Annotated in this window: 21 protein-coding genes and 2 tRNA genes; 12 read left to right on the top strand and 11 right to left on the bottom strand. The window is 71.6% G+C overall.

The genetic code is table 11. The features are described from left to right. From ABD709_RS15140 to orn, 3 genes are all read right to left on the bottom strand, one after another. Nucleotides 1-873 (bottom strand): GNAT family N-acetyltransferase, encoded by an 873-nt coding sequence (locus ABD709_RS15140; protein ID WP_344776860.1) that lies wholly within the window; start codon nt 871-873, stop codon nt 1-3. Nucleotides 874-961: 88 nt separating this feature from the next. Continuing rightward, nucleotides 962-1037: transfer RNA gene (locus ABD709_RS15135), tRNA-His, on the bottom strand. 50 nt (nt 1038-1087) lie between these two features. Further along, a complete protein-coding gene (orn, locus tag ABD709_RS15130; protein ID WP_344776858.1) occupies nt 1088-1726 on the bottom strand; it encodes an oligoribonuclease in 639 nt (212 codons plus the stop codon). Nucleotides 1727-1805: 79 nt separating this feature from the next. Here orn and ABD709_RS15125 point away from each other — a divergent pair, with 79 nt between their 5' ends. Genes ABD709_RS15125 through ABD709_RS15115 form a run of 3 tightly spaced genes read left to right on the top strand, consistent with a single transcriptional unit; the run spans nt 1806 to nt 4074 of the window. After that, a complete protein-coding gene (locus ABD709_RS15125; RefSeq protein WP_344776856.1) occupies nt 1806-2282 on the top strand; it encodes a DoxX family protein in 477 nt (158 codons plus the stop codon). Next, nucleotides 2279-3034 (top strand): DsbA family protein, encoded by a 756-nt coding sequence (locus ABD709_RS15120; RefSeq protein WP_344776854.1) that lies wholly within the window; start codon nt 2279-2281, stop codon nt 3032-3034. The genes ABD709_RS15125 and ABD709_RS15120 overlap by 4 nt, the downstream gene beginning before the upstream one ends. Then, nucleotides 3031-4074, top strand: coding sequence for an adenosine deaminase (locus tag ABD709_RS15115; protein ID WP_344776852.1), 1044 nt, complete (start codon nt 3031-3033; stop codon nt 4072-4074). Before ABD709_RS15120 ends, ABD709_RS15115 begins: the two co-directional genes overlap by 4 nt. A 24-nt stretch (nt 4075-4098) precedes the next feature. On the opposite strand, the gene ABD709_RS15110 is transcribed toward ABD709_RS15115, so the two are convergent. From ABD709_RS15110 to ABD709_RS15100, 3 genes are all read right to left on the bottom strand, one after another. Beyond that, nucleotides 4099-4704: a hypothetical protein gene (locus tag ABD709_RS15110; RefSeq protein ID WP_344776850.1), complete on the bottom strand. Its 606-nt coding sequence runs from the start codon at nt 4702-4704 to the stop codon at nt 4099-4101. 286 nt (nt 4705-4990) lie between these two features. Further along, nucleotides 4991-5063: transfer RNA gene (locus ABD709_RS15105), tRNA-Arg, on the bottom strand. Nucleotides 5064-5089: 26 nt separating this feature from the next. Next, entirely contained in the window at nt 5090-6505 is a 1416-nt protein-coding gene (locus ABD709_RS15100) for an aminopeptidase P family protein (protein WP_344776848.1), read from the bottom strand. Nucleotides 6506-6575: 70 nt separating this feature from the next. Here ABD709_RS15100 and ABD709_RS15095 point away from each other — a divergent pair, with 70 nt between their 5' ends. The 5 genes from ABD709_RS15095 (at nt 6576) to ettA (ending at nt 13465) form a co-directional block, all read left to right on the top strand. After that, nucleotides 6576-7697 carry a PrsW family intramembrane metalloprotease gene (locus tag ABD709_RS15095; RefSeq protein ID WP_344776846.1) on the top strand — a complete coding sequence of 374 codons (1122 nt, stop codon included), beginning with the start codon at nt 6576-6578 and terminating at the stop codon, nt 7695-7697. Continuing rightward, on the top strand, nt 7694-9424 hold the full coding sequence (locus ABD709_RS15090) for a dynamin family protein (protein WP_344776844.1): 1731 nt from the start codon (nt 7694-7696) through the stop codon (nt 9422-9424). Before ABD709_RS15095 ends, ABD709_RS15090 begins: the two co-directional genes overlap by 4 nt. Nucleotides 9425-9435: 11 nt before the next feature. Then, nucleotides 9436-11049, top strand: coding sequence for a GTPase (locus tag ABD709_RS15085; RefSeq protein ID WP_344776842.1), 1614 nt, complete (start codon nt 9436-9438; stop codon nt 11047-11049). Between the two features lie 163 nt (nt 11050-11212). Beyond that, nucleotides 11213-11713 carry a single-stranded DNA-binding protein gene (locus tag ABD709_RS15080; protein ID WP_344776840.1) on the top strand — a complete coding sequence of 167 codons (501 nt, stop codon included), beginning with the start codon at nt 11213-11215 and terminating at the stop codon, nt 11711-11713. A gap of 69 nt (nt 11714-11782) precedes the next feature. Next, nucleotides 11783-13465 (top strand): energy-dependent translational throttle protein EttA, encoded by a 1683-nt coding sequence (gene ettA, locus ABD709_RS15075; RefSeq protein WP_344776838.1) that lies wholly within the window; start codon nt 11783-11785, stop codon nt 13463-13465. A gap of 3 nt (nt 13466-13468) precedes the next feature. Here ettA and ABD709_RS15070 read toward each other — a convergent pair whose 3' ends face one another. Together ABD709_RS15070 and ABD709_RS15065 are read right to left on the bottom strand one after the other, a co-directional pair. Next, nucleotides 13469-13987 (bottom strand): MarR family winged helix-turn-helix transcriptional regulator, encoded by a 519-nt coding sequence (locus ABD709_RS15070; RefSeq protein WP_344776836.1) that lies wholly within the window; start codon nt 13985-13987, stop codon nt 13469-13471. A gap of 16 nt (nt 13988-14003) precedes the next feature. Continuing rightward, a complete protein-coding gene (locus tag ABD709_RS15065; protein WP_344776834.1) occupies nt 14004-15221 on the bottom strand; it encodes an acetyl-CoA C-acetyltransferase in 1218 nt (405 codons plus the stop codon). Between the two features lie 103 nt (nt 15222-15324). Between ABD709_RS15065 and ABD709_RS15060 the strand changes: the two genes are divergently transcribed. After that, nucleotides 15325-16236: an acyl-CoA thioesterase gene (locus ABD709_RS15060; protein ID WP_344776832.1), complete on the top strand. Its 912-nt coding sequence runs from the start codon at nt 15325-15327 to the stop codon at nt 16234-16236. 190 nt (nt 16237-16426) lie between these two features. On the opposite strand, the gene ABD709_RS15055 is transcribed toward ABD709_RS15060, so the two are convergent. After that, nucleotides 16427-16810, bottom strand: a complete 384-nt coding sequence (locus ABD709_RS15055; RefSeq protein WP_344776830.1) for a globin — start codon at nt 16808-16810, stop codon at nt 16427-16429. A 7-nt stretch (nt 16811-16817) separates the two neighbouring features. Further along, nucleotides 16818-17801: a mechanosensitive ion channel family protein gene (locus ABD709_RS15050; protein ID WP_344776828.1), complete on the bottom strand. Its 984-nt coding sequence runs from the start codon at nt 17799-17801 to the stop codon at nt 16818-16820. Nucleotides 17802-17886: 85 nt separating this feature from the next. On the opposite strand from ABD709_RS15050, the gene ABD709_RS15045 reads away from it, so the two are divergent. Beyond that, on the top strand, nt 17887-18243 hold the full coding sequence (locus ABD709_RS15045; protein WP_344776826.1) for a hypothetical protein: 357 nt from the start codon (nt 17887-17889) through the stop codon (nt 18241-18243). A 27-nt stretch (nt 18244-18270) separates the two neighbouring features. Next, nucleotides 18271-18624 carry a DUF5130 family protein gene (locus ABD709_RS15040; protein ID WP_344776915.1) on the top strand — a complete coding sequence of 118 codons (354 nt, stop codon included), beginning with the start codon at nt 18271-18273 and terminating at the stop codon, nt 18622-18624. A 106-nt stretch (nt 18625-18730) separates the two neighbouring features. Here the strand turns inward: ABD709_RS15040 and pepN are convergent, their stop codons facing one another. Then, entirely contained in the window at nt 18731-21301 is a 2571-nt protein-coding gene (gene pepN, locus ABD709_RS15035) for an aminopeptidase N (protein ID WP_344776824.1), read from the bottom strand. 164 nt (nt 21302-21465) lie between these two features. Between pepN and ABD709_RS15030 the strand changes: the two genes are divergently transcribed. Beyond that, complete coding sequence (locus tag ABD709_RS15030) at nt 21466-23121, top strand: CHAP domain-containing protein (RefSeq protein WP_344776822.1); 1656 nt, start codon at nt 21466-21468, stop codon at nt 23119-23121. Nucleotides 23122-23148: the final 27 nt, after the last annotated feature.

Below are 23148 nucleotides of genomic sequence, written 5' to 3'. Positions count from 1 at the left end.
TCAGGCGAGCGACCTCGCGAAGAAGTGTGTGGCGTGCGGGTCGCTGCCCGGGTAGCGGGGGATCGCGTCGTAGCCGGAGCGCTCGTACATCGCGATCGCCTCGGCGAGCACCTCGTTGGTGTCCAGCACCAGTCGGGTGCACCCGCGCTCGCGGGCGAGCCCCTCGAGGTGCCGCAGCATCCGGGAGCCGAGCCCGGCGCCGCGCCAGTCGCGGTGGACCCACATTCGCTTGATCTCCCAGACGGCGTCCTGGCCGGTCGGCCGGATGCCGCCGTAGGCCACCGGCCCGCCGTCGCTGGTCGCCAGCACGTAGGTCGACCCGGGCTCCTCGCCGACCGGGCCGTCGGCGCGGTAGCCGGTCGGGAACCGCTCGTCGATCTCGGCGAGGTAGCGCCCGAGCGCCTCGCGGCCCACCGGGTCGCCCGGCGGGACCACGCGCAGACGGATCGTGGCCGCCCGCACGAGCAGGTCGGCGGTCGCGAGTGCCTCGGTGAGCCGCTTCCGCTGCCGGTCCGTGAGCGGCGCGACCAGCCGCGCGGCGAGCTCCTCGGAGCGGCTGTCCAGGTCTCGGCGGGCAGCGCTGCCCGCCGCGGTGAGCCGCACCAGCCGGCGCCGCTGGTCGGCAGGGTCGGGCTCGGTCGCGACCAGGCCGTCCTGCTCGAGGCGCCGGAGCATGCGGGAGAGGTGGCCGCTGTCGAGGTCGAGCCGCTCGCGCAGGTCGCGGATCGTCGTACCGTCCGGGTTCGCGCCGATCTCGAACAGCAGGCGGCTGACGCCGAGCGGCCGGCCGGTGCCGAGGAAGGACTCGTCGAGCACCCCGATCCGCTGCGTGTAGGTGCGGTTGAAGCGCCGGAGCACCTCGGTCGTGGTCATCCTCTGACCTTAGTCAGAGAATTCGCGGTGAGGAAGACCAGTTGTAAAACGCCGACAGCCGGACCCTCGCGGATCCGGCTGTCTGAACTGGGGTGAGCGACGGGGCTTGAACCCGCGACCCTCGCGACCACAACGCGATGCTCTACCAGCTGAGCTACGCCCACCATGAACCCGTCGCGCGCGAGCGCTCGGGCCGGGCAAGAGTGTAGACGGATCAGGACCCGGCGGCAGAATCGGTGTCCCCGGTCAGCCCCGTGATCGACCCGCCGTGGCGCTCCGCGGCGAGCCGGGCGGTCTCGGAGTCCGGTCCCGGGAGCGGCACGAAGATCGTGTCCCGGTAGTAGCGCAGCTCCTCGATGCTCTCCTGGATGTCGACGAGCGCACGGTGGTTGCCGCGCTTGGTGGGCGAGCCGAAGTAGGCGCGCGGATACCAGCGGCGGGCCAGCTCCTTGATCGAGGAGACGTCGACGATCCGGTAGTGCAGGAACGCGTCCAGGTTCGGCATGTCCCTGGCCAGGAACCCCCGGTCGGTGCCGACGGTGTTGCCGGCCAGCGGCGGCCGGCTCTCGGAGGAGCAGTGCTCCTGGATGTAGGCGAGGACCTGCTGCTCGGCCTCCTCGAGCGTGATACCGGCGGAGAGCTCCTCGAGCAGGCCCGAGCTCTCGTGCATGTTGCGGACGAAGTCGATCATCTGGTCCAGGGCCTCGGCCGGCGGCTTGATGATGATGTCGACGCCGTCGCCGAGCACGTTGAGGTCGAAGTCGGTCACCAGCGCCGCGACCTCGATCAGCGCGTCCGCGCCGAGGTCGAGGCCGGTCATCTCACAGTCGATCCAGACCAGTCGCTCACTCACGAGCGGCACCCTACGCCGAACCCCGGACCGCCTTGCCCCCTCAGTCTTCGCTCAGGGCCGTCGCCTACGCTCACCGTCCATGAAGGGAGCGGTGCACGAGTGGGCGGGACTGGTCGCCCGGCTGGTGACCGGCGCGGTCTGGCTGGTCGCCGGTGCGCTCAAGGTCACCAGTCCCGACACGAGCATCGCCGCCGTCCGCGCCTACGAGCTGCTGCCCGGCTCGCTCGTCGAGCCGGTCGCCCTCACGCTGCCCGCGCTCGAGCTGGTCGTCGGACTGGCGCTGATCCTGGGGGTGCTCACCCGTGGCGCCGCCGTCGTGTCCGGCCTGCTGTTCGTCGCGTTCATCATCGGCATCGTGTCGGTCTGGTCGCGCGGTATCGAGATCGACTGCGGTTGCTTCGGGGGTGGCGGGTTCGACCCCGACGCGTCGGCGAAGTACCCGTGGGAGATCGCCCGTGACTCGGGCCTGCTCCTGCTCTCGGCGTACGTCGTCCTGGTCCCGCGCACGCGCGTGGCCGTGGACAGGATCCTCTTCCCGGAAAGGTCGCACGCATGAGCGACGGCATGTCCAAGTCCCAGAAGCGCGCCGCCACGGCCGCGGCTCTCCGCGAGGAGCAGCAGCGGCGGGAGAACCGCCGGCGCCTGATCACCATCGGCGCGGTGCTCGCCGCGATGGTGCTGATCGTCGGCGGCGCGATCCTGGTGTCGAAGCTGCAGAGCGACAAGCAGCAGAGCGACCTGGAGTCCGCGGTCCCGCCCGCCGGCAGCAGTGCCAACGGCGTCACGATCGGGCCGGACAGCGCGCCGCACACCGTCGTGATCTACGAGGACTTCCTCTGCCCGTTCTGCGGCGAGCTGGAGCACCAGACGCACGCGAAGCTCGCCGAGCTCGCGGCCGACGGGAAGGTGCAGGTGGAGTACCGCCCGTTCGACCTGCTCGGCGGCGGCAACCCCGAGTCCTACTCCGAGCGCAGCCTCAACGCGTTCGCGGCCGTGCTCGACAGTGCAGGGCCCGAGGCCGCCAAGAAGATGCACGACCTGCTCTACGAGAACCAGCCGTCGGAGTCCGGCCCGTTCCCGTCGGACGACGACCTCCTCGCGCTGGCCGTCCAGGCCGGCGCATCCGAGAGCCAGGTGAAGGACGACATCGAGAACGGCGGTCAGCAGGACTTCGTCGACCAGGCCACCGCGGCGGCGCAGAAGGCCGGCGTGAAGTCGACGCCGACGGTGCTGGTCGACGGCAAGCTCCAGACCGGGTTCTCGACCGTCGACGACCTCGCGACCCAGCTGCTCCAGGAGGTGGGGTGAGCGACTTCGTCGCGGGCCTGCCCAAGGCCGAGCTGCACGTCCACCACGTCGGGTCCGCGTCGCCGCGGATGGTCAGCGAGCTCGCCGCCCGGCACCCGGGCACGGTGCCGAGCGACCCGGACGAGCTGCGCCGGTTCTTCGAGTTCCACGACTTCGCGCACTTCATCGAGGTCTACCTCGCGGTCGTCGACCTGATCCGCACGCCCGACGACATCCGCTACCTGACCTACGAGGTCGCCCGCGAGCTCGCAACCACGCAGATGGTGCGGTACGTCGAGCTGACCTGCACGCCGTACACGTCGGTGCTGCCGCACGACCCGGACCGTGGGATGACGATCGAGGCCTACACGGAGGCGATCGAGGACGCCCGGCTCGCCGCCGAGCGTGAGCTCGGGATCGTGATGCGCTGGATCTACGACATCCCGGGCGAGGCGGGCGTGCCGGCGGCCGAGGAGACCCTGCGGTTCGCGCTCGACCACGGCGGCGACGGGCTGATCGGCTTCGGGCTCGGCGGGCCGGAGATCGGCGTCGACCGCGCGCAGTTCAAGCCGTACTTCGACGCCGCCCGCGCCGCCGGCCTCCGGTCGGTGCCGCACGCCGGCGAGACCACCGGACCGGAGACGATCTGGGCCGCGCTGCGCGACCTCGGTGCCGAGCGGATCGGGCACGGCACCTCCGCCGCCCAGGACCCGGAGCTGCTCGCCCACCTCGCCGACGCCGGCATCCCGCTCGAGGTCTGCCCGTCCTCCAACGTCGCCACCCGCGCCGTCGCCTCGCTCGACGAGCACCCGCTGCCGCTGTTCGTCGACGCCGGCGTGACCGTCACGATCAACTCCGACGACCCGCCGATGTTCAACACGACGCTGAACCAGGAGTACGACGTCGCCGCCCGGCTGCTCGACCTCGACGAGGCCGGCATCGCAGAGCTGGCGCGGGCGGGCGTGCGGGCCTCGTGGGCGCCGGACGACGTACGGACGCGGCTGCTGAGCGAGATCGACGCCTACGTCGTCGCGCCCGCCGGTGGGGCCGAGCGCCCCTGAGATGCGCTCGGCCCCACCGGTCCGTCAGGTGCGCGGCTCGGGGGTGTTGTTGAGCAGACGGAGCGGCCGGTCGGAGTTGTCCCGGACCACGATGTGGCTCTCGGCGGTGTTCCGGTAGACCCGGATGGTGGCGATGTTCGGGTGCTGGCCGTCGCCGGGCTGCCGGTTGTAGGGCAGGTTCTTGGTGACCCGGATGTTGTTGCCCACGACGTTGCCGCGCAGCATCAGGCGGCCGTCGTTGCGGCTGAGCGTGAGGTTGTTGTCGACGGTCGTCAGGCAGATCGCCACGTTGTGGGAGCGGGTGACCATGATGTTGTTGCCCACCGGCGGGTCGAACCGGCAGTCCTCGGGGCCCACCTTCACGTCGCGGGTCGCGCCGCGCACCTTGATGTTGCGCTTGACGTCGGTGTTGATCACGTAGACGTCCACGGCTCCGTGGAGGGCCATCAGGTTGCCGTTGACGGTCGCGCCGTCGAGGTAGCACGAGGCGCCCTTGGGCACCCGGACGCTGGCGTAGGTCCCGGTGTAGGGGTCGTCCATCGTGTTGTCGCAGACGAGCTTCTTCGGCTTGTCGGGCGCGGCCTGCGCGGGGCTGGCGACGGTCTGGGTGAGCGCTGCGGTGGTCCCCATGACCACGAGGGCAGCAAGAAGCCTCTTCTTCATGACGGGGTCTTTCTCGAGGGAGGGAGGGAGCTGGTCGTAGTCGACTCCGCCGTCCCGAGATTCCGGCTCGCGTCTACTGCCGACCCGGAACTACCCGGACACCGCTCGCGTCATACCGCGTGACGTGCGCAACACCTCGCGCAGGGGACCCCACCAAAAAGCATGAGGCCCTGCGGACTCATACACCGCAGGGCCAGTTGCGATTCTGGGCTCTGCGGTCCGCCGGGGCGCGGAGGCGCGCCGAAGCCGGAAGCACCCCCGGCAGGATTCGAACCTGCAACCTACGAGGTAGAAGCTCGCTGCGCTATCCGTTGCGCCACGGGGGCCTGGTGCTGGGCATGGTGCGCCCGCATCATCTCAGGCGGGCCATCCACTCCTCGACGTCCTCCGGCGAGCGGGGGAGTCCGGCGGAGAGGTTGCGCACGCCGTCGGCGGTGACGACGACGTCGTCCTCGATCCTGATGCCGATGCCGCGCAGCTCCTCGGGGACGAGCAGGTCGTCCTCCTGGAAGTAGAGGCCCGGCTCGACGGTGAGCACCATGCCCTCGGCGAGGGTGCCGTCGCGGTAGGAGGCCGGCGCGGCGCGGCCGCAGTCGTGGACGTCCATGCCGAGCATGTGGCTGGTGCCGTGCAGGGTCCAGCGGGCGTAGACCTTGGAGTCGGGGGAGAGCGCCTCGTCGACCGAGACCGGCAGCAGGCCCAGGTCGGACAGGCCCTCGGCAAGGACCGCCATGGCAGCGTCGTGGCCGGCGAGGAACCGCTCGCCGGGGCCGAGGGCGGCCATCCCGGCCTCCTGGGCCCGCAGGACGAGGGAGTAGAGGTCGCGCTGGACCGGCGTGTAGGTGCCGCTCACGGGGAGCGTCCGGGTGACGTCGGCGGTGTAGAGGTTGCGGCCCTCGACACCCATGTCGAGCAGCACCAGCTCGCCGGGCGTGATCGGGCCGGTGTTGTCGATCCAGTGCAGGGTGGTGGCGTGGGCGCCGCCGGCGACGATCGAGTCGTAGCCGAGGTCGTTGCCCATGGCCCGTGCCCGACGGAAGAAGGTGCCCTCGAGCCAGCGCTCGCCGTACTCGAGGACGCGGTCCCACTCGCGGACCGAGTCCTCGAAGCCGAGCGTGGTCGCGTCGCACGCGGCCTGCAGCTCGGCCAGCTCCCACTCGTCCTTGACCAGCCGCATCTCCGAGGCGACCCGGGCCAGCTCCTCGTCGCGGTTCTCGTCCTCGGCCACCATCCGGTCGACCTCGGCCGACAGGCCGCGGTGGACCCGGGTCTTCGCCGTGGTCTCCAGGACGGCGGCGAGCTCGTCGACGTGGTGCACGGGCAGGCCGAGCGCGGCCTCGAGCTCCTCCAGGGACGGCCGGGGGCCGACCCACAGGGCGCCGTACTGCCGGTCGCGGAAGAACTCGTCGCTGTCGCGGCCGGCACGCGGGCGGGCGTACAGCGCGGCCTCGCCGTCGGGCTCGACGACGAGCACGGCGTCGCTGGTCTGGTTGCCGCTGAAGTAGGTGTGCGCGGTGTCGGGGCGGAACCGGTAGTCGGTGTCGGCGGCCCGGACCTTGAAGCCGCCTGCCGGGAGCACCAGCCGCTCGCCCGGGAAGGTGGCCGCCAGCCGGGCGCGGCGCTCGGCCGCGCGGGGCGCGATCGGGTGCCGCGGGACGTCCCTCGTGCGCTCCGCCCAGCCGGTGCGCATGAACGCGGCGTACGCCTCGGGCACCGAGGGGTCGTGGACCTCGGTCTTGGGCTGGTTCGAGGGCGAGTTCTCGTTCACCACATCACTCTAACTTCCGCGGGCAGCGGGCAGAACCGGGCAAAGGAGAGCGTCCCGATAGGCTTCGGCCATGCCCCCGGTACGCCGCGACAGCGTTGCCTTCACGGTCGTGGTGACCGTGACGGTGGTGCTCTGCGCTGCCGTGATGCTGTTCCTGCTCGGGTTCGCGGGCGCGCCCGGGACCGTGCTCCTCGCCACGGGCTTCGCCGCGGTACCCGTCGGGCCGGTGGTGGCGGCGTACATGTGGCTCGACCGCTACGAGCCAGAGCCGAAGTCGCTGCTGGTCATGGCGCTGCTCTGGGGGGCGTTCGTCGCGACCGCCACGGCCGTGGTGATCGACGGCGTCGGTGGCGTCCTCGCGGGCCTGAGCGACAACGCGTCGCTCGCGGTCGTCGCCCCGCTGACCGAGGAGGCGACCAAGGGTCTGTTCCTGTTCCTCCTGCTGTGGTGGCGACGCGCAGAGGTCGACGGCATCCTCGACGGCCTCGTCTACGCCGGGATGGTCGGCATCGGCTTCGCGTTCACCGAGAACATCCTCTACCTCGCGGCGGCGTACAACGGGACGGACGGCACGGCGCCCGGCGGTCTCGCGGGCGTGACCGGGACCTTCGTCATCCGCTGCCTGTTCAGCCCGTTCGCGCACCCCCTGTTCACCTCGTTCACCGGGATCGGCATCGGCATCGCCATCGGCTCGCGGAGGCCGGCGGTCAGGGTGCTCGCGCCGCTCGGCGGCTACCTGTGCGCGGCACTCGCGCACGGCGTCTGGAACTCGTCCACGATCTACGGCTTCGGGAGCTTCGTGCTCGTCTACCTCGTCCTCATGCTGCCCGTCTTCGTCGGCTTGGTGTCGATGGCGATCTGGGCGCGCAACTGGGAGCGGCGGATGCTCACCGAGAGCCTGCAGGACGCAGCGGCCCGCGGTCTGATCCCGGCCACCGACATCGGGTGGGTCGTCGACCTGCGTGCTCGCCGGCTCGCCCGGCGACACGCTCGGGGCGCGGGCGGCCGCGACGCGGAGCGCGCCGTGGCGGACTACCAGCAGGCGGCGGTCGAGCTCGGGTTCCTGCACAGCCGGCTGCTGCGCGGGACCGCGCCGCGCGACTGGCAGGCACGAGGCCAGGACTTCGTGGCGCGCATCGCCGCGGTCCGGCCGCGGTTCGCCTTCCCCGGACAGGTGGTGCCGCAGCGATGAAGCACACCAAGGACGTCCTCTCCGACGGGAAGATGCTCACCGAGACGGTGCGGCTGCGCGGCGCCCTCCAGGCCGCGCCGCTGCCGCTCGACCTCCCGGGGGCCGCACCGCTGCGAGAGGCGCGGGCGATGATCATCGACCAGCTCGAGGACTACGTGATCCCGCGGCTGATGTCGCTGGAGGCGCCGCTGCTGGCGGTCGTGGGCGGCTCGACCGGAGCCGGCAAGTCGACGCTGGTCAACTCGCTCGTGGGCCACCGCGTGACCGCGCCCGGCGTGCTCCGCCCGACGACGCGATCGCCCGTGCTCGTGCACCACCCCGACGACGGCGCGTGGTTCGGCCCCGACCGGCTGCTGCCCGAGCTCAAGCGCGTCGACCACGCGACCGACGACCCCGACTCGATCCAGCTGGTGGCGACCGACGCCATCCCTGCCGGGCTCGCCATCCTCGACGCGCCCGACGTCGACTCGGTGGAGGAGCGGAACCGGATCCTGGCCGGGCAGCTGCTCGCCGCCGCCGACCTCTGGCTGTTCGTCACCTCGGCCGCGCGCTACTCCGACCAGGTCCCGTGGGAGTACCTCAAGCAGGCGGCCGAGCGGTCGACCGCCGTGGCGATGGTGCTCGACCGGACGCCCGCGGACGCCGTGCAGACCGTCTCCACGCACCTGGCGCGGATGATGTCGGCGCGCGGCCTCAAGGACTCGCCCCTGTTCGGCGTCGCGGAGGGCCCGGTCGACGACGACGGCCTGCTGCCGGCCGGCCACGTCGCCGAGATCCGGACCTGGCTCGAGGCGCTCGCCCACGACGCCGCGGCGCGGCAGGCGATCGTGAACCAGACGGTCGAGGGCGCGATCCGCACCATCACCTACCGGGTCTACCCGATCGCCGACGCGGCGACCGAGCAGGTCGGGGCCGTCGGCGGACTGCTGCGCCTGGCCGACGAGCAGTACGACGTCGCCGTCCGCGAGCTCGCCCACGCGACCACCGACGGCACCCTCCTCAACGGCGACCTGCTGGTGCGCTGGAGGGAGTACGTCGGCAGCGGCGAGCTGCTCAGCTCCCTGGAGGCCAAGGTCGGCTTCGTGCGCGACCGGCTGGTCAACGCCATCAAGGGCAAGCCGCAGCAGGCCGAGCGGGTCGCGGTCGCGGTCGAGACCGGGCTGGAGACGCTGATCGTCGAGCGCGCCGAGCGCGCCGCCGCGGCGGCCGCGAAGGCCTGGGAGACGACCGACTACGGCGCTGCGCTCGTCGCGCCGGGCGGACCGTGCGCGCAGCTCACCCGCGCCTCGCGGGACCTGCGTCGCCGTACCTCCCTGGAGGTGACCGCCTGGGTCGAGGAGCTGCAGGAGCTGGTCCGGGTCGCGAGCGGCGACGTGCGGAACACCGCGCGGTTCCTGGCCTTCGGCGTGCGTGGGCTGGGCGTGACGGTCGCCGTCCTGGCGCTGGCGGGAGACGACCCGGCCGAGGACTCGGTGCGCCGGGGTCGCGAGATCCTGGCGACGCTCGTGGGCCAGCAGGCGACCAGCGAGCTGGTGGCGACCGCCCGCGACCGGCTGCGGCCGCGGCTCGAGGCTTTGCTCGCGGGGGAGCGCGCTCGATACCTTGCCCCTGCCGACCAGTGGGAGCTGAAGCCCGAGGCCGGCGAGAACCTACGCGAGGCGGCCCGCCGCGTCGACGACCTGCGGTTCGCTGCTGCGAGGCGAACCGGTCCTGGAGGACATCTGTGAGCAGTACCAGCGTGCCTGGAGCCGACGCCGACGTGGCGGCCCAGGAGCAGACGCAGGTGCGCCGGATGGCGACCGCGGGCACCGTCATCGGCAACCGGATCAGCGGGCTGGAGTCGGCGCTCGCCGCCGCCCGCGGCCGCCTGGACCCGGCGCTGCTCGACGACATCGAGACCGGCTCCACCCGCGCGGCCGACCGGCTGCGGCTCTCGGCGCGGCACACCGTCGTCGCCATCGCGGGCGCGACCGGTTCGGGCAAGTCGTCGACGTACAACGCGCTCACCGGCCTCGAGCTGTCGTCGACCGGCGTTCGGCGGCCCACGACCTCGTGGGCGACCGCGTGCGTGTTCGGCACCGAGGGAGCGCAGGAGGTCCTCGACTGGCTCGGCATCCCGCCGCGGCACCAGACGATGCGCGACTCGATGCTCGACACCCGGCAGGACGACCGGGTGCTCGACGGCGTGGTCCTCATGGACCTGCCCGACCACGACTCCACCGAGCTCTCCCACCACCTCGAGGTGGACCGGCTGGTCGTCCTCGCGGACCTGCTCGTCTGGATCCTGGACCCGCAGAAGTACGCCGACGCGGCGATCCACGACCGCTACTTCGCGCCGTTCACCACCCATCAGGACGTCATGCTGGTCGTCCTCAACCACATCGACACCGTCCCGGAGGACCGGCGGCAGGCGATGGTCGACGACGTACGCCGCCTGCTCGCGGCCGACGGGCTCCCGGACGTGAAGGTGATCCCGATCAGCGCCCGCGCCGGCCTCGGCGTCGAGGACCTGCGCGCCGAGATCGTGGCCCGGGTCGACGCCAAGCGGAGCACGACGGCGCGTGCCGAGGCCGACCTCGCGAACGCCGCCCGGCGGCTGGAGGAGGCCGGTGGCACGGCGCCCACGCGCGAGCTCAGCGCGCGGCGCGTGCAGCAGCTCGAGGCATCGGTCGGCGAGGCTGCCGGGGTGCCGGCCGCGACCGCGGGTGTCGAGCGGAACGTCCGTGCCCGCGCCGGCCGGGCCACCACGTGGCCGCCGCTGGCGCCGTTCTGGGGGAGCACGCCGCCCCGGCCGTCGGTCGAGGGTGTGCAGCGGTCCGTCGTCGACACCGAGGTGCGCAGCCTCGCCGACGAGGTCAGCGAGGGGCTCACCGCACCGTGGGCGCACGCGGTGACCGGGGCCGCGACCGCGCGGCTCCCCGAGCTCGGCGACCAGCTCGACGCCAGCCTGTCCGGCGTCGACCTCGGGCTCGACCGCGTGCCGGCCTGGGTGCCGCTGCTGCGGGTGGTCCAGTGGGTGCTGCTGCTCGTCGCCGTCGTCGCCGGCGCGTGGTGGGCGGTGACCGGGCTCGACCTCGTCGAGCTCTCGGGCGATCTCGGCTCCCCGCCCGACGTCGCGGGCGTCCCGCTGCCCGGCTTCGCGTTCGCGGCCGCCCTCCTGCTGGGGCTGCTGCTCGCCCTCGTCGCGCGGCTGCTGGTCACGCGCCTGGCCCACGCCCGCTCCGCGGAGGCCGCCGACCGGCTCCAGGACGTGGTGTCGAAGGCCCTCGAGCCGACGGTCGTCCGGCCGGTCGACCAGGAGCTGCGGGCCTACACCGCCTTCCGGACCGGCGTCGGCGCCGCGCTGCGCTGACCCGCACCTCCCCGGGCACCGACGGAGCCACCAACCGTCCACAGGTGGCGCCCGCGAGCACGTTCTCCACAGGGCCGGCCGCGGCCGGCTCCGCAGTGTCGGACTCCCGCAGTGGACTCCTCGGCGACCGGTCGCGCCCGCGACCGCAGCGAGAGGAGTCCACATGTCCAGCGACGCGATCGTCACCATCCAGGGTTGGGTCGGCACCGACCCGCAGACCTACCCGGCCGGCGACGGCTCGGTCACCCGGTTCCGGGTGGCCCACACGCCCCGCCGCTACAAGCGAGCGACCGGGGAGTGGATCGACGGTGAGTCCCAGTGGTTCGGGGTGTCCGCCTGGCGGCAGCTGGGCGCGCACTGCCAGCGCTCGGTCCACAAGGGCGACCCGGTCCTGGTCCACGGCCGGCTCAGCCAGCGCACGTTCACCAACCGCGACGGGATCGAGGTGACGTCGCTGGAGCTGGAGGCCTTCGCCGTCGGTCACGACCTCAACCTCGGCATCACCTCGTTCAGCCGGACCGTCGGGGCGGTCCAGCCGCGCAACGAGTCGCGCCGGGAGGAGCCGAGCGAGGCCGACATCCCGTCGTCGTGGGGAGTTCCGGGCGCGGAACGGGCGGGCAGCGAGCCGGAGCCGGAGCGGCAGCGCGAGGAGCCTGCCGCCTGAGGTCCGTGGCCGGGTGGGCGGTCATCCCCGAAGCGGGGGAACCGGCCGCCCGCCACTAGGCTCGTGGGCATGGCTGAGTACGTGTTCACCCTGCGCAACGTGCGCAAGGCCCATGGCGACAAGGTCGTCCTCGACAACGTGACCCTCTCGTTCCTGCACGGGGCGAAGATCGGTGTCGTCGGACCCAACGGGGCGGGCAAGTCCTCGCTGCTCAAGATCATGGCCGGGCTCGACCAGCCCAACAACGGCGACGCCATCCTCGACCCCGGCGCGACGGTCGGCATGCTCCAGCAGGAGCCGCCGCTGACCGAGGGCAAGACGGTGCTCGAGAACGTCGAGGAGGCCGTCGGCGAGATCAAGTCGAAGATGAAGCGGCTCGAGGACGCCTACATGGAGATGGGCGAGCCCGACGCCGACCAGGACGCCCTGATGGCGGAGACCGGCGAGCTGCAGACCTTCCTCGACAACTCCAACGCCTGGGACATCGACAGCCGGCTCGAGCAGGCGATGGACGCGCTGCGCTGCCCGCCGTCGGACGCGCTGGTCGACAACCTCTCCGGTGGCGAGCGCCGCCGGGTCGCGCTCTGCAAGCTGCTGCTCCAGCAGCCCGACCTGCTGCTCCTCGACGAGCCCACCAACCACCTCGACGCCGAGTCGGTGCAGTGGCTCGAGGGCCACCTCAAGTCCTACCCCGGCGCCGTGCTCGCCGTCACCCACGACCGCTACTTCCTCGACAACGTCGCCGAGTGGATCGCCGAGGTCGACCGCGGCCAGATCCACGGCTACGAGGGCAACTACTCCACCTACCTGGAGACCAAGAAGGACCGCCTGAAGATCGAGGGGCAGAAGGACGCCAAGCGCGCCAAGATGCTCGAGAAGGAGCTGGAGTGGGTCCGCTCCAACGCCAAGGCGCGGCAGACCAAGAGCCGCTCCCGCCTCGCGCGCTACGAGGAGCTCGCCGCCGAGGCCGACCGCGCCCGCAAGATCGACACCGCCGACATCAACATCCCGCCCGGCCCGCGTCTCGGTGACGTCGTCCTCGAGGTGAAGGGGCTCACCAAGGGCTTCGAGGGCCGCACGCTGTGGGACGACGTGTCGTTCACGCTGCCGCGCGCCGGCATCGTCGGCATCATCGGCCCCAACGGCGTCGGCAAGACCACGCTGTTCCGGATGATCACCGGCAGCGAGGAGCCGGACTCGGGCGAGCTCAACGTCGGCCAGACGGTCAAGATCTCCTACGTCGACCAGAGCCGCGGCGGCATCGACCCCAACAAGAACGTCTGGGAGGTCGTCTCCGACGGGCTCGACCACATCAAGGTCGCGAACTTCGAGATGAACTCACGCGCCTACGTCGCGTCGTTCGGGTTCAAGGGGCCGGACCAGCAGAAGAAGGCCGGCGTGCTGTCGGGCGGTGAGCGCAACCGTCTGAACCTCGCGCTCACGCTCAAGCAGGGCGGCAACATGCTGATCCTCGACGAGCCCACCAACGACCTCGACGTCGAGACCCTGTCCTCGCTCGAGGACGCGCTGCTCGACTTCCCGGGCTGTGCGGTGGTCACCTCGCACGACCGGTGGTTCCTCGACCGGGTCGCGACCCACATCCTCGCGTGGGAGGGCGACGACGAGAACGAGGCGAAGTGGTTCTGGTTCGAGGGGAACTTCGCGTCCTACGAGGAGAACAAGGTCGAGCGGCTCGGTGCCGACGCGGCCCGCCCGCACCGGGTCACCCACCGGCGCCTGACCAGAGACTGATCGCTAGCGCAGCTCGCGCTCGGGGTGGTCGCCGATGAGGTGGTCGCTCACGGCGTCCATGACGCGGCCGACGGCGGCGAAGTCGTCGGGGTCGACGAGGTCCACCAGGTAGGCGCGCACGCTGGCGACGTGGCTGGGGGCCACGTTGCGGAGCAGCAGGTCGCCACGGTCGGTCAGCTGGCAGAGGACGCCGCGGCCGTCGTCGGGGGAGTCGCAGCGCGACACGAGGCCGCTGGCCTCCATCCGCTTCACGGTGTGGGTGACCCGGCTGCGGCTGTGGGCAAGCGAGTCGGCGAGGCGCGCCATCCGGAGCTCGCCGCCGGACTCCGAGAGGCGGACCAGGATCTCGTACTCGGCCATCGAGATGCCGTGCTGACGGCGCAGGTCCTCGTCGAGCCGGTCGAGCAGCAGGGTCGTGCCGAGCAGGAGGGCGCGCCAGCAGTGCTGCTGCTCGGCATCGAGCCAGCGCGGCTCGCGCTCCGTCCAGGCGTCGCGTGTCGACTCCCGAGCCTGCCCGTCCATCCGGGCAGTGTACGACTCAGCCGAGCCGCTCCAGGATCAGCGCCATGCCCTGCCCGCCGCCGACGCACATCGTGATCAGCCCGGTGGTCTTGTCGTGCCAGTCCAGCGAGTTGAGCATCGTGTTCTGGAGCCGGGCGCCGGTCATGCCGAACGGGTGGCCCACCGCGATCGCGCCGCCGTTGACGTTGAGCCGGTCGAGGTCGATGCCGAGGTCCTGGTAGGACGGCACCACCTGCGCAGCGAAGGCCTCGTTGATCTCGACCAGGTCGATGTCGCCGATGCTCATGCCGGCGTGGGCCAGCGCACGCTTGGTGGCCTCGACCGGACCGAGACCCATGATCTCGGGGGACAGGCCGCTGACGCCCGTGGAGACGATCCGGGCGAGCGGGGTGAGGCCGAGCTCGGCGGCCTTGGTGTCGGACATGATCACGACCGCCGCGGCGCCGTCGTTGAGCGGGCAGCAGTTGCCGGCGGTGACCACGCCACCCGGGCGGAACACCGGGTCGAGCCCGGCGATCTTCTCGTAGGTGACGCCGGCGCGGGGGCCGTCGTCGGCGGAGACGACCGTGCCGTCGGGGGCGGTGACCGGCGTGATCTCGCGGGCCCAGAAGCCGTCCGCGATGGCCTTCTCGGCGAGGTTCTGTGACCGGACGGCGAACTCGTCGAGCTCCTTGCGGTCCAGACCGCGCATCGTGGCGACGTTCTCGGCGGTCTGGCCCATGGCGATGTAGGCGTCAGGGAGGACCCCGTCCTCGCGCGGGTCGTGCCACTTCTCGTTGGTCTCGGCCGTCTTCTCGGTGCGCGCCTTGGCCTCGTCGAAGAGGTGGTTGTGGGTGTCCGGCCAGTGGTCGGAGGTGCCCTTGGCGAACCGCGAGACCGTCTCCACCCCGGCGCTGATGAAGACGTCGCCCTCGCCTGCCTTGATGGCGTGGAACGCCATCCGCGTGGTCTGGACCGAGGAGGCGCAGTAGCGGGTGATCGTCGCGCCCGGCACCAGGTCCATGTCGTTGATCGTGTTGACGATCTTGGCCATGTTGTTGCCGGACTCGCCGCCCGGCAGGCCGCAGCCGAGGTAGAGGTCGTCGACGCTGTTGGGGTCGAGCGCCGGGACCTTGTCCAGCGCGGCCCTCACGATCGTCGCTGCGAGGTCGTCGGGCCGGAAGTCCTTCAACGAGCCCTTGTTGGCGCGTCCGATGGCGGACCGGGCGGCGGCGACGATGACGGCCTCGGGCATGAGGAGCTCCTTGCGATCGCGGAGGCGGACGGCGGTCAGCCTAGTGGCAGTGGAACCGGTTGCAGTGGCCGGTCCACGTGAGGTGTCTGACACCATGCCTCGCGTGCGGCACCGTTATGTCTGCCCCCTGCGCTGGGCCGATCTGGACCTGCTCGGCCACGTCAACAACGTCCGGTACGTCGACTACCTGCAGGAGGCGCGGCTCGACCTCCTCCGTGCCCACCGCGAGGCGAGCGGCGCCACCGGGCCGGGCGACGACCCCGCGGACGGCATCATCGTGATCCGGCACGAGGTCACCTACCTGGCCCCGCTCGGCTTCCGCCTGCGCCCGGTGCTGATCGAGTGCTGGGTCACCCGGGTCCGCCACGGGTCCTTCTCGATGTCCTACGAGGTGTTCCACGAGGCCGCCGACGGCACCCGCACCGTCTACCTGCGGGCGACGACGCTGCTGGCGCCCTACCGCCTCGACGAGGAGCGGCCACGACGGCTCAGCGAGGAGGAGCGCGCGGCGCTGTCGGCGTACGTCGAGCCGGCCGACCCGGTCGAGCGGCCGGAGCCGTTCCGGGTGGCACGCACACCCGAGGGCCACTACCCGGTGCACGTGCGGTTCTCCGACGTCGACGTCTACCGGCACGTCAACAACGTCGTGTACTTCGAGTACTTCCAGGAGGCGCGGATCCGGCTGTTCAGCGCCCTCGGCCGGGGCCTGACCGACGTGCCGCCCATCCAGGTGGTCGTCGCGCAGGCCGACGTGGACTACCTCGCGCCGATCCTGCTCCGTGCCGAGCCCTACGACTGCTGGACCCAGATCGCCCGGGTGGGCAACCGCTCGCTCACGGTGGAGTCGGAGATCCTCGACGACGAGCGGGTGCTCGCGCGGGCGCGGGTGGCGCTGGTCTTCTTCGACGGTGCCAGCCAGCGGGCCGTCGAGCCGCCGGCGGCGTACCGGGAGCGGCTGCTCAGCGCGGTGCCCGGGGCCGGGGAAGCCTCGTCAGCACCCGCCGGGCGACCCTGAGCACCACCGGTCCTTCGTGGCGTCCGGCGACCCCGGGGACAGGGGGGTCGCCGGACGCAGGGGAGGCGTCGGAATGTGGGGTGTCCGGCGCCTCACACCTGCTACCTGTCGCGGGGCGGGGCGGTCGTTACCTGCGCTCGCAGATTCGCCGAGCGGTCTAGACCGCCGTCCCGGGAAGCCGGGACCGTGCTCAACCCGGCGTGTTCACCATGAAGGTCGCGGCGTGCGTGACGTACTCCCAGAACTGGGCGTCCTGCTCCGGGGTCAGCCCGACCGAGTCGAGCGCCTCGCGGAAGTGCATCAGCCAGTGCTCCCGCGCCTTGCTGTCCACCGCGAACGGAGCGTGCCGCATCCGCAGGCGCGGGTGCCCGCGCCGCTCGGAGTACGTCGTCGGGCCACCCCAGTACTGCACGAGGAAGTGCAGGAACCGCTCCTCCGCCGGGCCGAGGTCCTCCTCGGGGTAGAGGGGTCGCAGCACCTCGTCCTCGGCCACGCCCTCGTAGAACCTCGCGACGATCCGCCGGAAGGTCTCGAAGCCGCCGATCTCCTCGTAGAACGTCTGCTCCCCGGTCACCGGTCCATCATCCCGGGTCGGTGGTGGCCTCGGCCTCGGCACCCCCGCTGTCGTCCCGCTGCCAGATCACCCGCTGGGTGAACGGCACCTCGATGCCCTCGTGGTCGAACCGGGACTTGATCCGCTGGCGCAGCGCGCGGGCGACCGCCCACTGCTGCAGCGGTGCGGTCTTGACCAGCACCCGCACCGTGATGCCGTCGGGGGACATCGTCTCCACGCCGGTCACCTCCGGCTCCTCGATGATCACGTCGCGGTAGTCCTCGTCCTCCCACAGGTCGTGGGCGATCTCGCGCAGTACCCGTTGCACGCGCACCAGGTCGGCGCCGTACCCGACGCCGACGTCCACGACGGCGCGCGCCCAGTTCTGGCTCTTGTTGCCGACCCGCAGGATCTCGCCGTTCGGGACGTACCAGACCGTGCCGTCGAGGTCGCGCAGCCGGGTCATCCGCAGGGTCACCACCTCGACCGTGCCGGACGCCTCTCCGACGTCGACGACGTCACCGACGCCGTACTGGTCCTCGAGGAAGATGAAGATGCCGGCGAGGAAGTCCTTCACGAGCGACTGGGCGCCGAAGCCGAGGGCCAGGCCGATGATGCCGGCACTGGCGATGATCGGCGCGATGTTCACGCCCAGCTGGTCGAGGATCATCGTGCCGATCACCGCGAGCAGCACGACCGTGATGATGCTGTTCAGCACCCCGGCCATCGTCTTCGCCCGCTGCCGGCGCCGTGCGGTCGCCGGGCTGTCCGAGCGCTCCGGCAGTACGCCGTGCTCCGCGCGGCGGGCGATCCGGTCCACGATGCGCTGCAGGACCCAGCGGATCAGCAGGCCCAGCAGGACCAGCGCCAGGATCGCCAGCGGCTTCCCGATCAGGACGTCGGCCCAGTCCGCGAGGTCTGCGTTGCCGGTCCAGTCGTAGAAGAGCCTGCAGACACGCTGGCCTTCGGCACAGGTCGAGGTCAGGGGGAGGGACAGCAGGGTCGTCGGCACGGCCCCAGTGAACCAAAGCGGTCGCCGCGGACGCGGGGACGGGCCGAGGTGCCGGACGGCGCGCGGGACCGATAGCCTTTGCCCCGTGACCAGTCACGCCGTTCGCCGCGCAATCGCCGCTGTCAGTGCCATCTCGGCCGGCCTCGTGGTCCCCGTGCTGCTTGCCGGGCCGGCCTCCGCCGACCCGCCCACCAGCTGGCCGACGGCCCCGTCGGTCGACTTCCTGCAGGTGCTGCTGCTGTTCGTCGGCATCCCGGTGCTGATGATGATCGTGATCGGCGCGATGGTGATGGGTCCGTCCCTCGCCCGCGGCGAGTCGCTGTCGCCGCACGGCGCCGAGGAGGAGGCCCAGTGGCTGGGCGGCCCCCGCAAGGCGGCCGGCGAGCTGGCTGCGCCCGACTCCGAGGGCTCCCAGGCCGGCGGCGCCGGCGGCACCTGGTAGTCAGGCCGGAGGGGAGCAGGCGTGGCGATGAGCCTGAGCGCGAAGGACCGCGCCGCCCTGGACGCGACGATCCGCGCCGCCGAGCAGGCGTGTCGCGCCGAGATCTCCGTCTACGTCGGCCCCGTCGACGGCGGCGACACCCGGGCGTTCGCGACCAGCCTGCACAACACGCTGGTCGCGCCTGCGCGCAGCATCCTGATCATGGTCGATCCCGAGCGCAAGGCGCTCGAGGTCGTCACCGGCGGCTACGTCCGCCGCAACCTCACCGACGACGAGTCGTCACTCGCGGTCGAGGAGATGTCGCGGTCGTTCGCCGACGGCGACCTCGCGGGCGGTCTCACCCGCGGCATCCGCCTCCTGGCCGACCACGCCCGCTCCTGATCCATCGTCGAGTGGGCCCCGACGCCCGGTCGAGTGGGCCCCACTCAACCGAGCCGGACCCCCTTCTCGACCGGGCCGGGGCCCCTTCTCGGTCGGGCGGAGGGGCCTACTCGGCGTCCTTCTGCTGGGCGGCGAGGGCCCGGGCGACGTCGGAGCGGGCCTCGCGGACGTAGCGGACCGCGCCGGGGTTGAGGCCGTCGGTGCCGGCGGCGAGCCAGGCGTCGACCTTGTCCAGCGTCTCCTGGGTGGCGAGCACGCGCGGGAAGATGAACTCGAGGGCCTTCTGCGCCCGGTGGGCGCCGAGCCGGTCCCAGATGCCGGGGACGGCCTCGAGGTAGCGGTCGACGTACGGCGCCAGCACGTCCTCCTGCCCGATGCGCGGGAAGGACATCACCACGGCGAGCGCCGTCTCGTTCGGCGTCGCGCCGTCGAGCATCGCCAGTCGCCAGCCCTCGGCCTTCGCCTCCGCGGTCGGCCGCGCGGCGCGGGCACCGGCCGCCTTCTCCTGGCCCATGATCGTGTTGTCGCGCTCGAGCTCGGCCGCGATCCGGTCCTCGTCCTCGCCGAGGCGCGCGAGGTTGTTGATCAGCAGCCACCGGAGGTCCTGGTCGACGGCCAGGCCGTCGATCTCCAGGGTCCCGTCGAGGAGCCCGCGCAGGTCGGCGACCGCCTCAGGGGAGTGGGCGATGCCCGCGAAGGCCCGGGCGAGGCTCAGCTGCTGCTCGCTCGCCGGCTCGGCACCGCCCAGCAGCTCGCGCACGCCGCGCTCCCAGCGGGTGCGCAGCGCGGCGCGGTGCTCCGGCGCGCTGTACTGGTTGACGGCCTGGAACGCGAACGCCGGCAGCATGCTGATCGCCCAGGCGTCGGTCTCGGCCGCGAAGTTCGCCAGCACCAGCTCGACGTACTCGGTCGCGGACATCTCGGCGTCGCGGGTCATGTCCCACGCGGCGCCCCACACCAGAGCGCGGGCAAGGGAGTCCTCGAGCCGGGAGAGGCTGGCGACGGCGGTCCGCAGGGACTGCTCGTCGAGCCGGATCTTCGCGAAGGTCAGGTCGCCGTCGTTGAGCAGCAACAGGTCGGGCCGGCGCTTGCCGACCAGCTCGGGCAGCTCGGTCCGCTCGCCGGCGATGTCGACCTCGACGTACTCGCGGCGCACCGGCCGGCCCTCGCCGTCCAGGTCGTAGAGGCCGATGCCGATGCGGTGCCGGCGCAGCGTCGGGTGCTCCGCCGGCGCCGACTGCCGTACGGCGAACGCGCCGTAGGTGCCGTCCTCGGCGACGTCGAACTCCGGCGCCAGCGTGTTGGTGCCGGCGGTGCGGAGCCACTCCTGGGCCCAGCCGCTCAGCTCCCGGCCGGACGCCTTCTCCAGCGCGTCGAGCAGGTCGTCGAAGACGGTGTTGCCCCACGCGTGGTCACGGAAGTAGCCCCGCAGGCCCTCGAAGAACGGCTCCTGGCCCACCCACGCGACGAGCTGCTTGAGGACCGACGCGCCCTTGGCGTAGGTGACCATGTCGAAGTTCGTCTCGATCGCGTGCAGGTCGGGGATCTCCGCGGCGATCGGGTGGGTGCTCGGCAGCTGGTCCTCGCGGTAGCCGCGCTGCTTGCGCGCGTTGGCGAAGCCGGTCCAGGCGTCGGTGTAGGACGTCGACTCGGCGATGCTGTGGTAGCAGGCCCACTCGGCGAACGACTCGTTGAGCCACAGGTCGTTCCACCACTTCATGGTGACCAGGTCGCCGAACCACATGTGCGCCATCTCGTGGTGGATCAGCGAGGCGCGGAACTCATAGATCGACTTCGCCATCCGCGAGCGCGGGATGTACTCGTCCTTGATGGTGATCGCCCCGGCGTTCTCCATCGCGCCCATATTGTACTCCGGCACGTAGAGCTGGTCGTACTTGCCGAACGGGTAGGGCGAGTCGAAGGCGTCCTCGAAGAAGGCGAAGCCCTGCTGGGTCAGCAGCACGATCTCCTCGCGGTGCGCGTCGAGCGCCTCCTTGAGCGACTGCCGCGCGTAGTGACCGAGCGGGATGTCCCCGTGCTTGCCGCGGTAGACGTCCTGCACCTCGTAGTAGTCGCCCGCCACCACGCAGGTGATGTACGTCGACATCCGCTTGGTCTCCGGGAAGCTCCAGACCGCGAAGCCCGTCTCGGCCGCGGGCACCGGCTCGGGCGTGGCGGCGTTGGAGACGACCTTCCAGTGCGCCGGCGCGGTGACGTTGAACGTGAACACCGACTTGAGGTCGGGCTGCTCGAACGTCGTGAACACGCGGCGGGCGTCCGGCACCTCGAACTGCGAGTAGAGGTAGACGCGGCCGTCGGCCGGGTCGACGAAGTGGTGCAGCCCCTCACCGGTGTGCGAGTAGGCGCAGGTGGCGCGGACCACCAGCTCGTTCTCGGCCTCCAGGCCGGCGAGCGTGATCCGGCTGTCGGCGTAGACCTGGGACGGGTCGAGCGCGACACCGTTGAGGGTGATCTCCTCGATGGTCGCGTCGACCAGGTCGGCGAACGTCTCGGCCCCCGGCTCGCGGCAGGTGAAGCGCAGCGTGGTGGTGGAGCCGAAGGTCTCGACGCCGTCGCGCTCGGCCTGGGTGAGGTCGAGGTCGACGGTGTAGGAGGTCACGTCGATCAGCGCGGCTCGGGCGGTGGCCTCTTCGCGCGTCAGGTTCGTTCCGGGCATGCCGATCATCCTTGCACCGCCCGCCAGATTGTCTGACATCGGTTGCAGCGGGCGCGAATCACAACGGTGTAAGTACTGAAAGTCAAGCGCGACACGCCGATACGGGTGATGTTTCTAGTGGTTTTTGTTGCGATATGTGACTGATGTGCCCCAAGGTGGAGTCCATGCGTCGAGTGAGTCGGATCCTCGGATACGGGTGTGCGCTGGTCACCAGCGCCCTGGTCGGAACCCTCCTGGTGGTCCTGGGGGTCACGCACCAGCAGGCCCCCGAAGCGACCCACCCCACAGCGTCGAGCTCCTACTACTTGTGCACCGGCTACGCCGGCTGCCGGGCCGACGGCTACTCCGACGCCGGGTACGGCGCGCACAGCGGCACCATGTACTGGCGGATGTACTCCGGCCACAACTGCACGAACTACGCGGCGTACCGGATGGTCAAGGCCGGCATGCCGAACGTGCGGCCGTGGACCGGTGGCGGCAACGCCAGCGAGTGGGGCCTGGAGATGAAGAAGATCACCGACCAGCGGCCCGCGGTCGGAGCGATCGCCTGGTACGCCCGCTACGACGGCGGCGTCGGCTCGGCCGGCCACGTCGCGTACGTCGAGAAGGTGATCTCCTCGACCGAGATCGTCATCTCCGAGGACAGCTGGGGCGGCGACTTCCACTGGCAGCAGATCACCAAGGACAGCGGCCACTGGCCGACCGGGTTCATCCACTTCACCGACGCCAAGAGCCTCTCCAACACCGCGGCCCCCTCGATCGAGGGCACGCCGCAGGTCGGCGCCGAGCTGACCGCCCAGAAGGGCAGCTGGTCGCCGGCCCCGGACTCGTTCACCTACCAGTGGCGCGCCGACGGTGACCCGATCAGCGGCGCGACGTCGTCCACGTACACCCCGACGGTGGACGACAAGGGCAAGACCCTCACCGTCGCGGTCACCGCGAAGAAGAGCGACTACGCCGCCGCGACCACGACCTCCGCGCCGACCGAGAAGGTGGCCCGCGGCGAGTTCCAGGTCGAGGCGCCGCCGACCGTGAGCGGCGACCCGATGGTGGACGAGACGCTGACCGCGACGCCGGCCTCCTGGTCGCCCGCCCCGGACACGACGGTCTACCGCTGGCTCCTCGACGGGCAGGTCCTCGACGGCGCCGACGGCCCGACGCTGACCCTCACCCAGGACATGGTGGGCAAGAAGATCCAGGTCACCACCGCCGCACGCAGCGCGGGCTACGTGAACCGTCCGGTCCGCTCGGAGGCAGTCGGCCCCGTCGCGGTCGGCGAGATCACCGTCGACCAGCCCTACGCGGTCGCCGGTCAGACGCGGGTCGGCCAGCAGCTGCGGGTCACGCCCGGCTCCTTCACGCCGGCGGACGCGGCGCCGGCCTACCAGTGGCTGCGGGACGGCGAGGAGATCGCCGGCGCCACCGCGCCGACCTACACCGTCACCGGCGACGACCTCGGCGCCCGCCTGAAGGTCCGCGTGACGCTGACCCGGCGCAACTACCTGCCCTACACCGAGGACCTCGCGTTCGACGACGCCGTGACGACCCGTCCGACGGTGGACGTCGTCCCGGTCGGCCGGCCCGAGCGGGCCGTGGTCAAGGTGCACGTCACGGCACCGGGCGTCGACGCTGCGGACGGCCAGGTCGTCGTCACGGTGGCCAAGCAGCAGCAGACGGTGCAGCTGGTGGACGGCAGGGCACGGGTGGTCCTCACCGGCGTCGCGCCGGGCAAGCGCACCGTGTGGGTGCGCTACGCGGGCACCTCGACGATCGAGCCCGGCCGGGCCCAGGCGACGGTGCGGGTTCTGCGCCGCCCGTAGCAAAACGCCGGTCGCCGGGAACAAGTC

This window comes from Nocardioides panacisoli, assembly GCF_039537325.1.
GTDB classification, from domain to species: Bacteria; Actinomycetota; Actinomycetes; order Propionibacteriales; family Nocardioidaceae; genus Nocardioides; species Nocardioides panacisoli.
This window is presented reverse-complemented; position numbering and strand designations above follow the sequence as displayed.

Bases quoted from the DNA above. Each gene is read 5' to 3' on its own strand.
- ABD709_RS15065 (WP_344776834.1), bottom strand. From the start codon at position 15,221: ATGCCCGAGGCCGTCATCGTCGCCGCCGCCCGGTCCGCCATCGGACGC.
- ABD709_RS15090 (WP_344776844.1), top strand. From the start codon at position 7,694: ATGAAGCACACCAAGGACGTCCTCTCCGACGGGAAGATGCTCACCGAG.
- ABD709_RS15080 (WP_344776840.1), top strand. From the start codon at position 11,213: ATGTCCAGCGACGCGATCGTCACCATCCAGGGTTGGGTCGGCACCGAC.
- ABD709_RS15120 (WP_344776854.1), top strand. From the start codon at position 2,279: ATGAGCGACGGCATGTCCAAGTCCCAGAAGCGCGCCGCCACGGCCGCG.
- ettA (WP_344776838.1), top strand. From the start codon at position 11,783: ATGGCTGAGTACGTGTTCACCCTGCGCAACGTGCGCAAGGCCCATGGC.
- ABD709_RS15110 (WP_344776850.1), bottom strand. From the start codon at position 4,704: ATGGGGACCACCGCAGCGCTCACCCAGACCGTCGCCAGCCCCGCGCAG.
- ABD709_RS15040 (WP_344776915.1), top strand. From the start codon at position 18,271: ATGAGCCTGAGCGCGAAGGACCGCGCCGCCCTGGACGCGACGATCCGC.
- ABD709_RS15070 (WP_344776836.1), bottom strand. From the start codon at position 13,987: ATGGACGGGCAGGCTCGGGAGTCGACACGCGACGCCTGGACGGAGCGC.
- pepN (WP_344776824.1), bottom strand. From the start codon at position 21,301: ATGCCCGGAACGAACCTGACGCGCGAAGAGGCCACCGCCCGAGCCGCG.
- ABD709_RS15095 (WP_344776846.1), top strand. From the start codon at position 6,576: ATGCCCCCGGTACGCCGCGACAGCGTTGCCTTCACGGTCGTGGTGACC.
- ABD709_RS15125 (WP_344776856.1), top strand. From the start codon at position 1,806: ATGAAGGGAGCGGTGCACGAGTGGGCGGGACTGGTCGCCCGGCTGGTG.
- ABD709_RS15030 (WP_344776822.1), top strand. From the start codon at position 21,466: ATGCGTCGAGTGAGTCGGATCCTCGGATACGGGTGTGCGCTGGTCACC.
- ABD709_RS15140 (WP_344776860.1), bottom strand. From the start codon at position 873: ATGACCACGACCGAGGTGCTCCGGCGCTTCAACCGCACCTACACGCAG.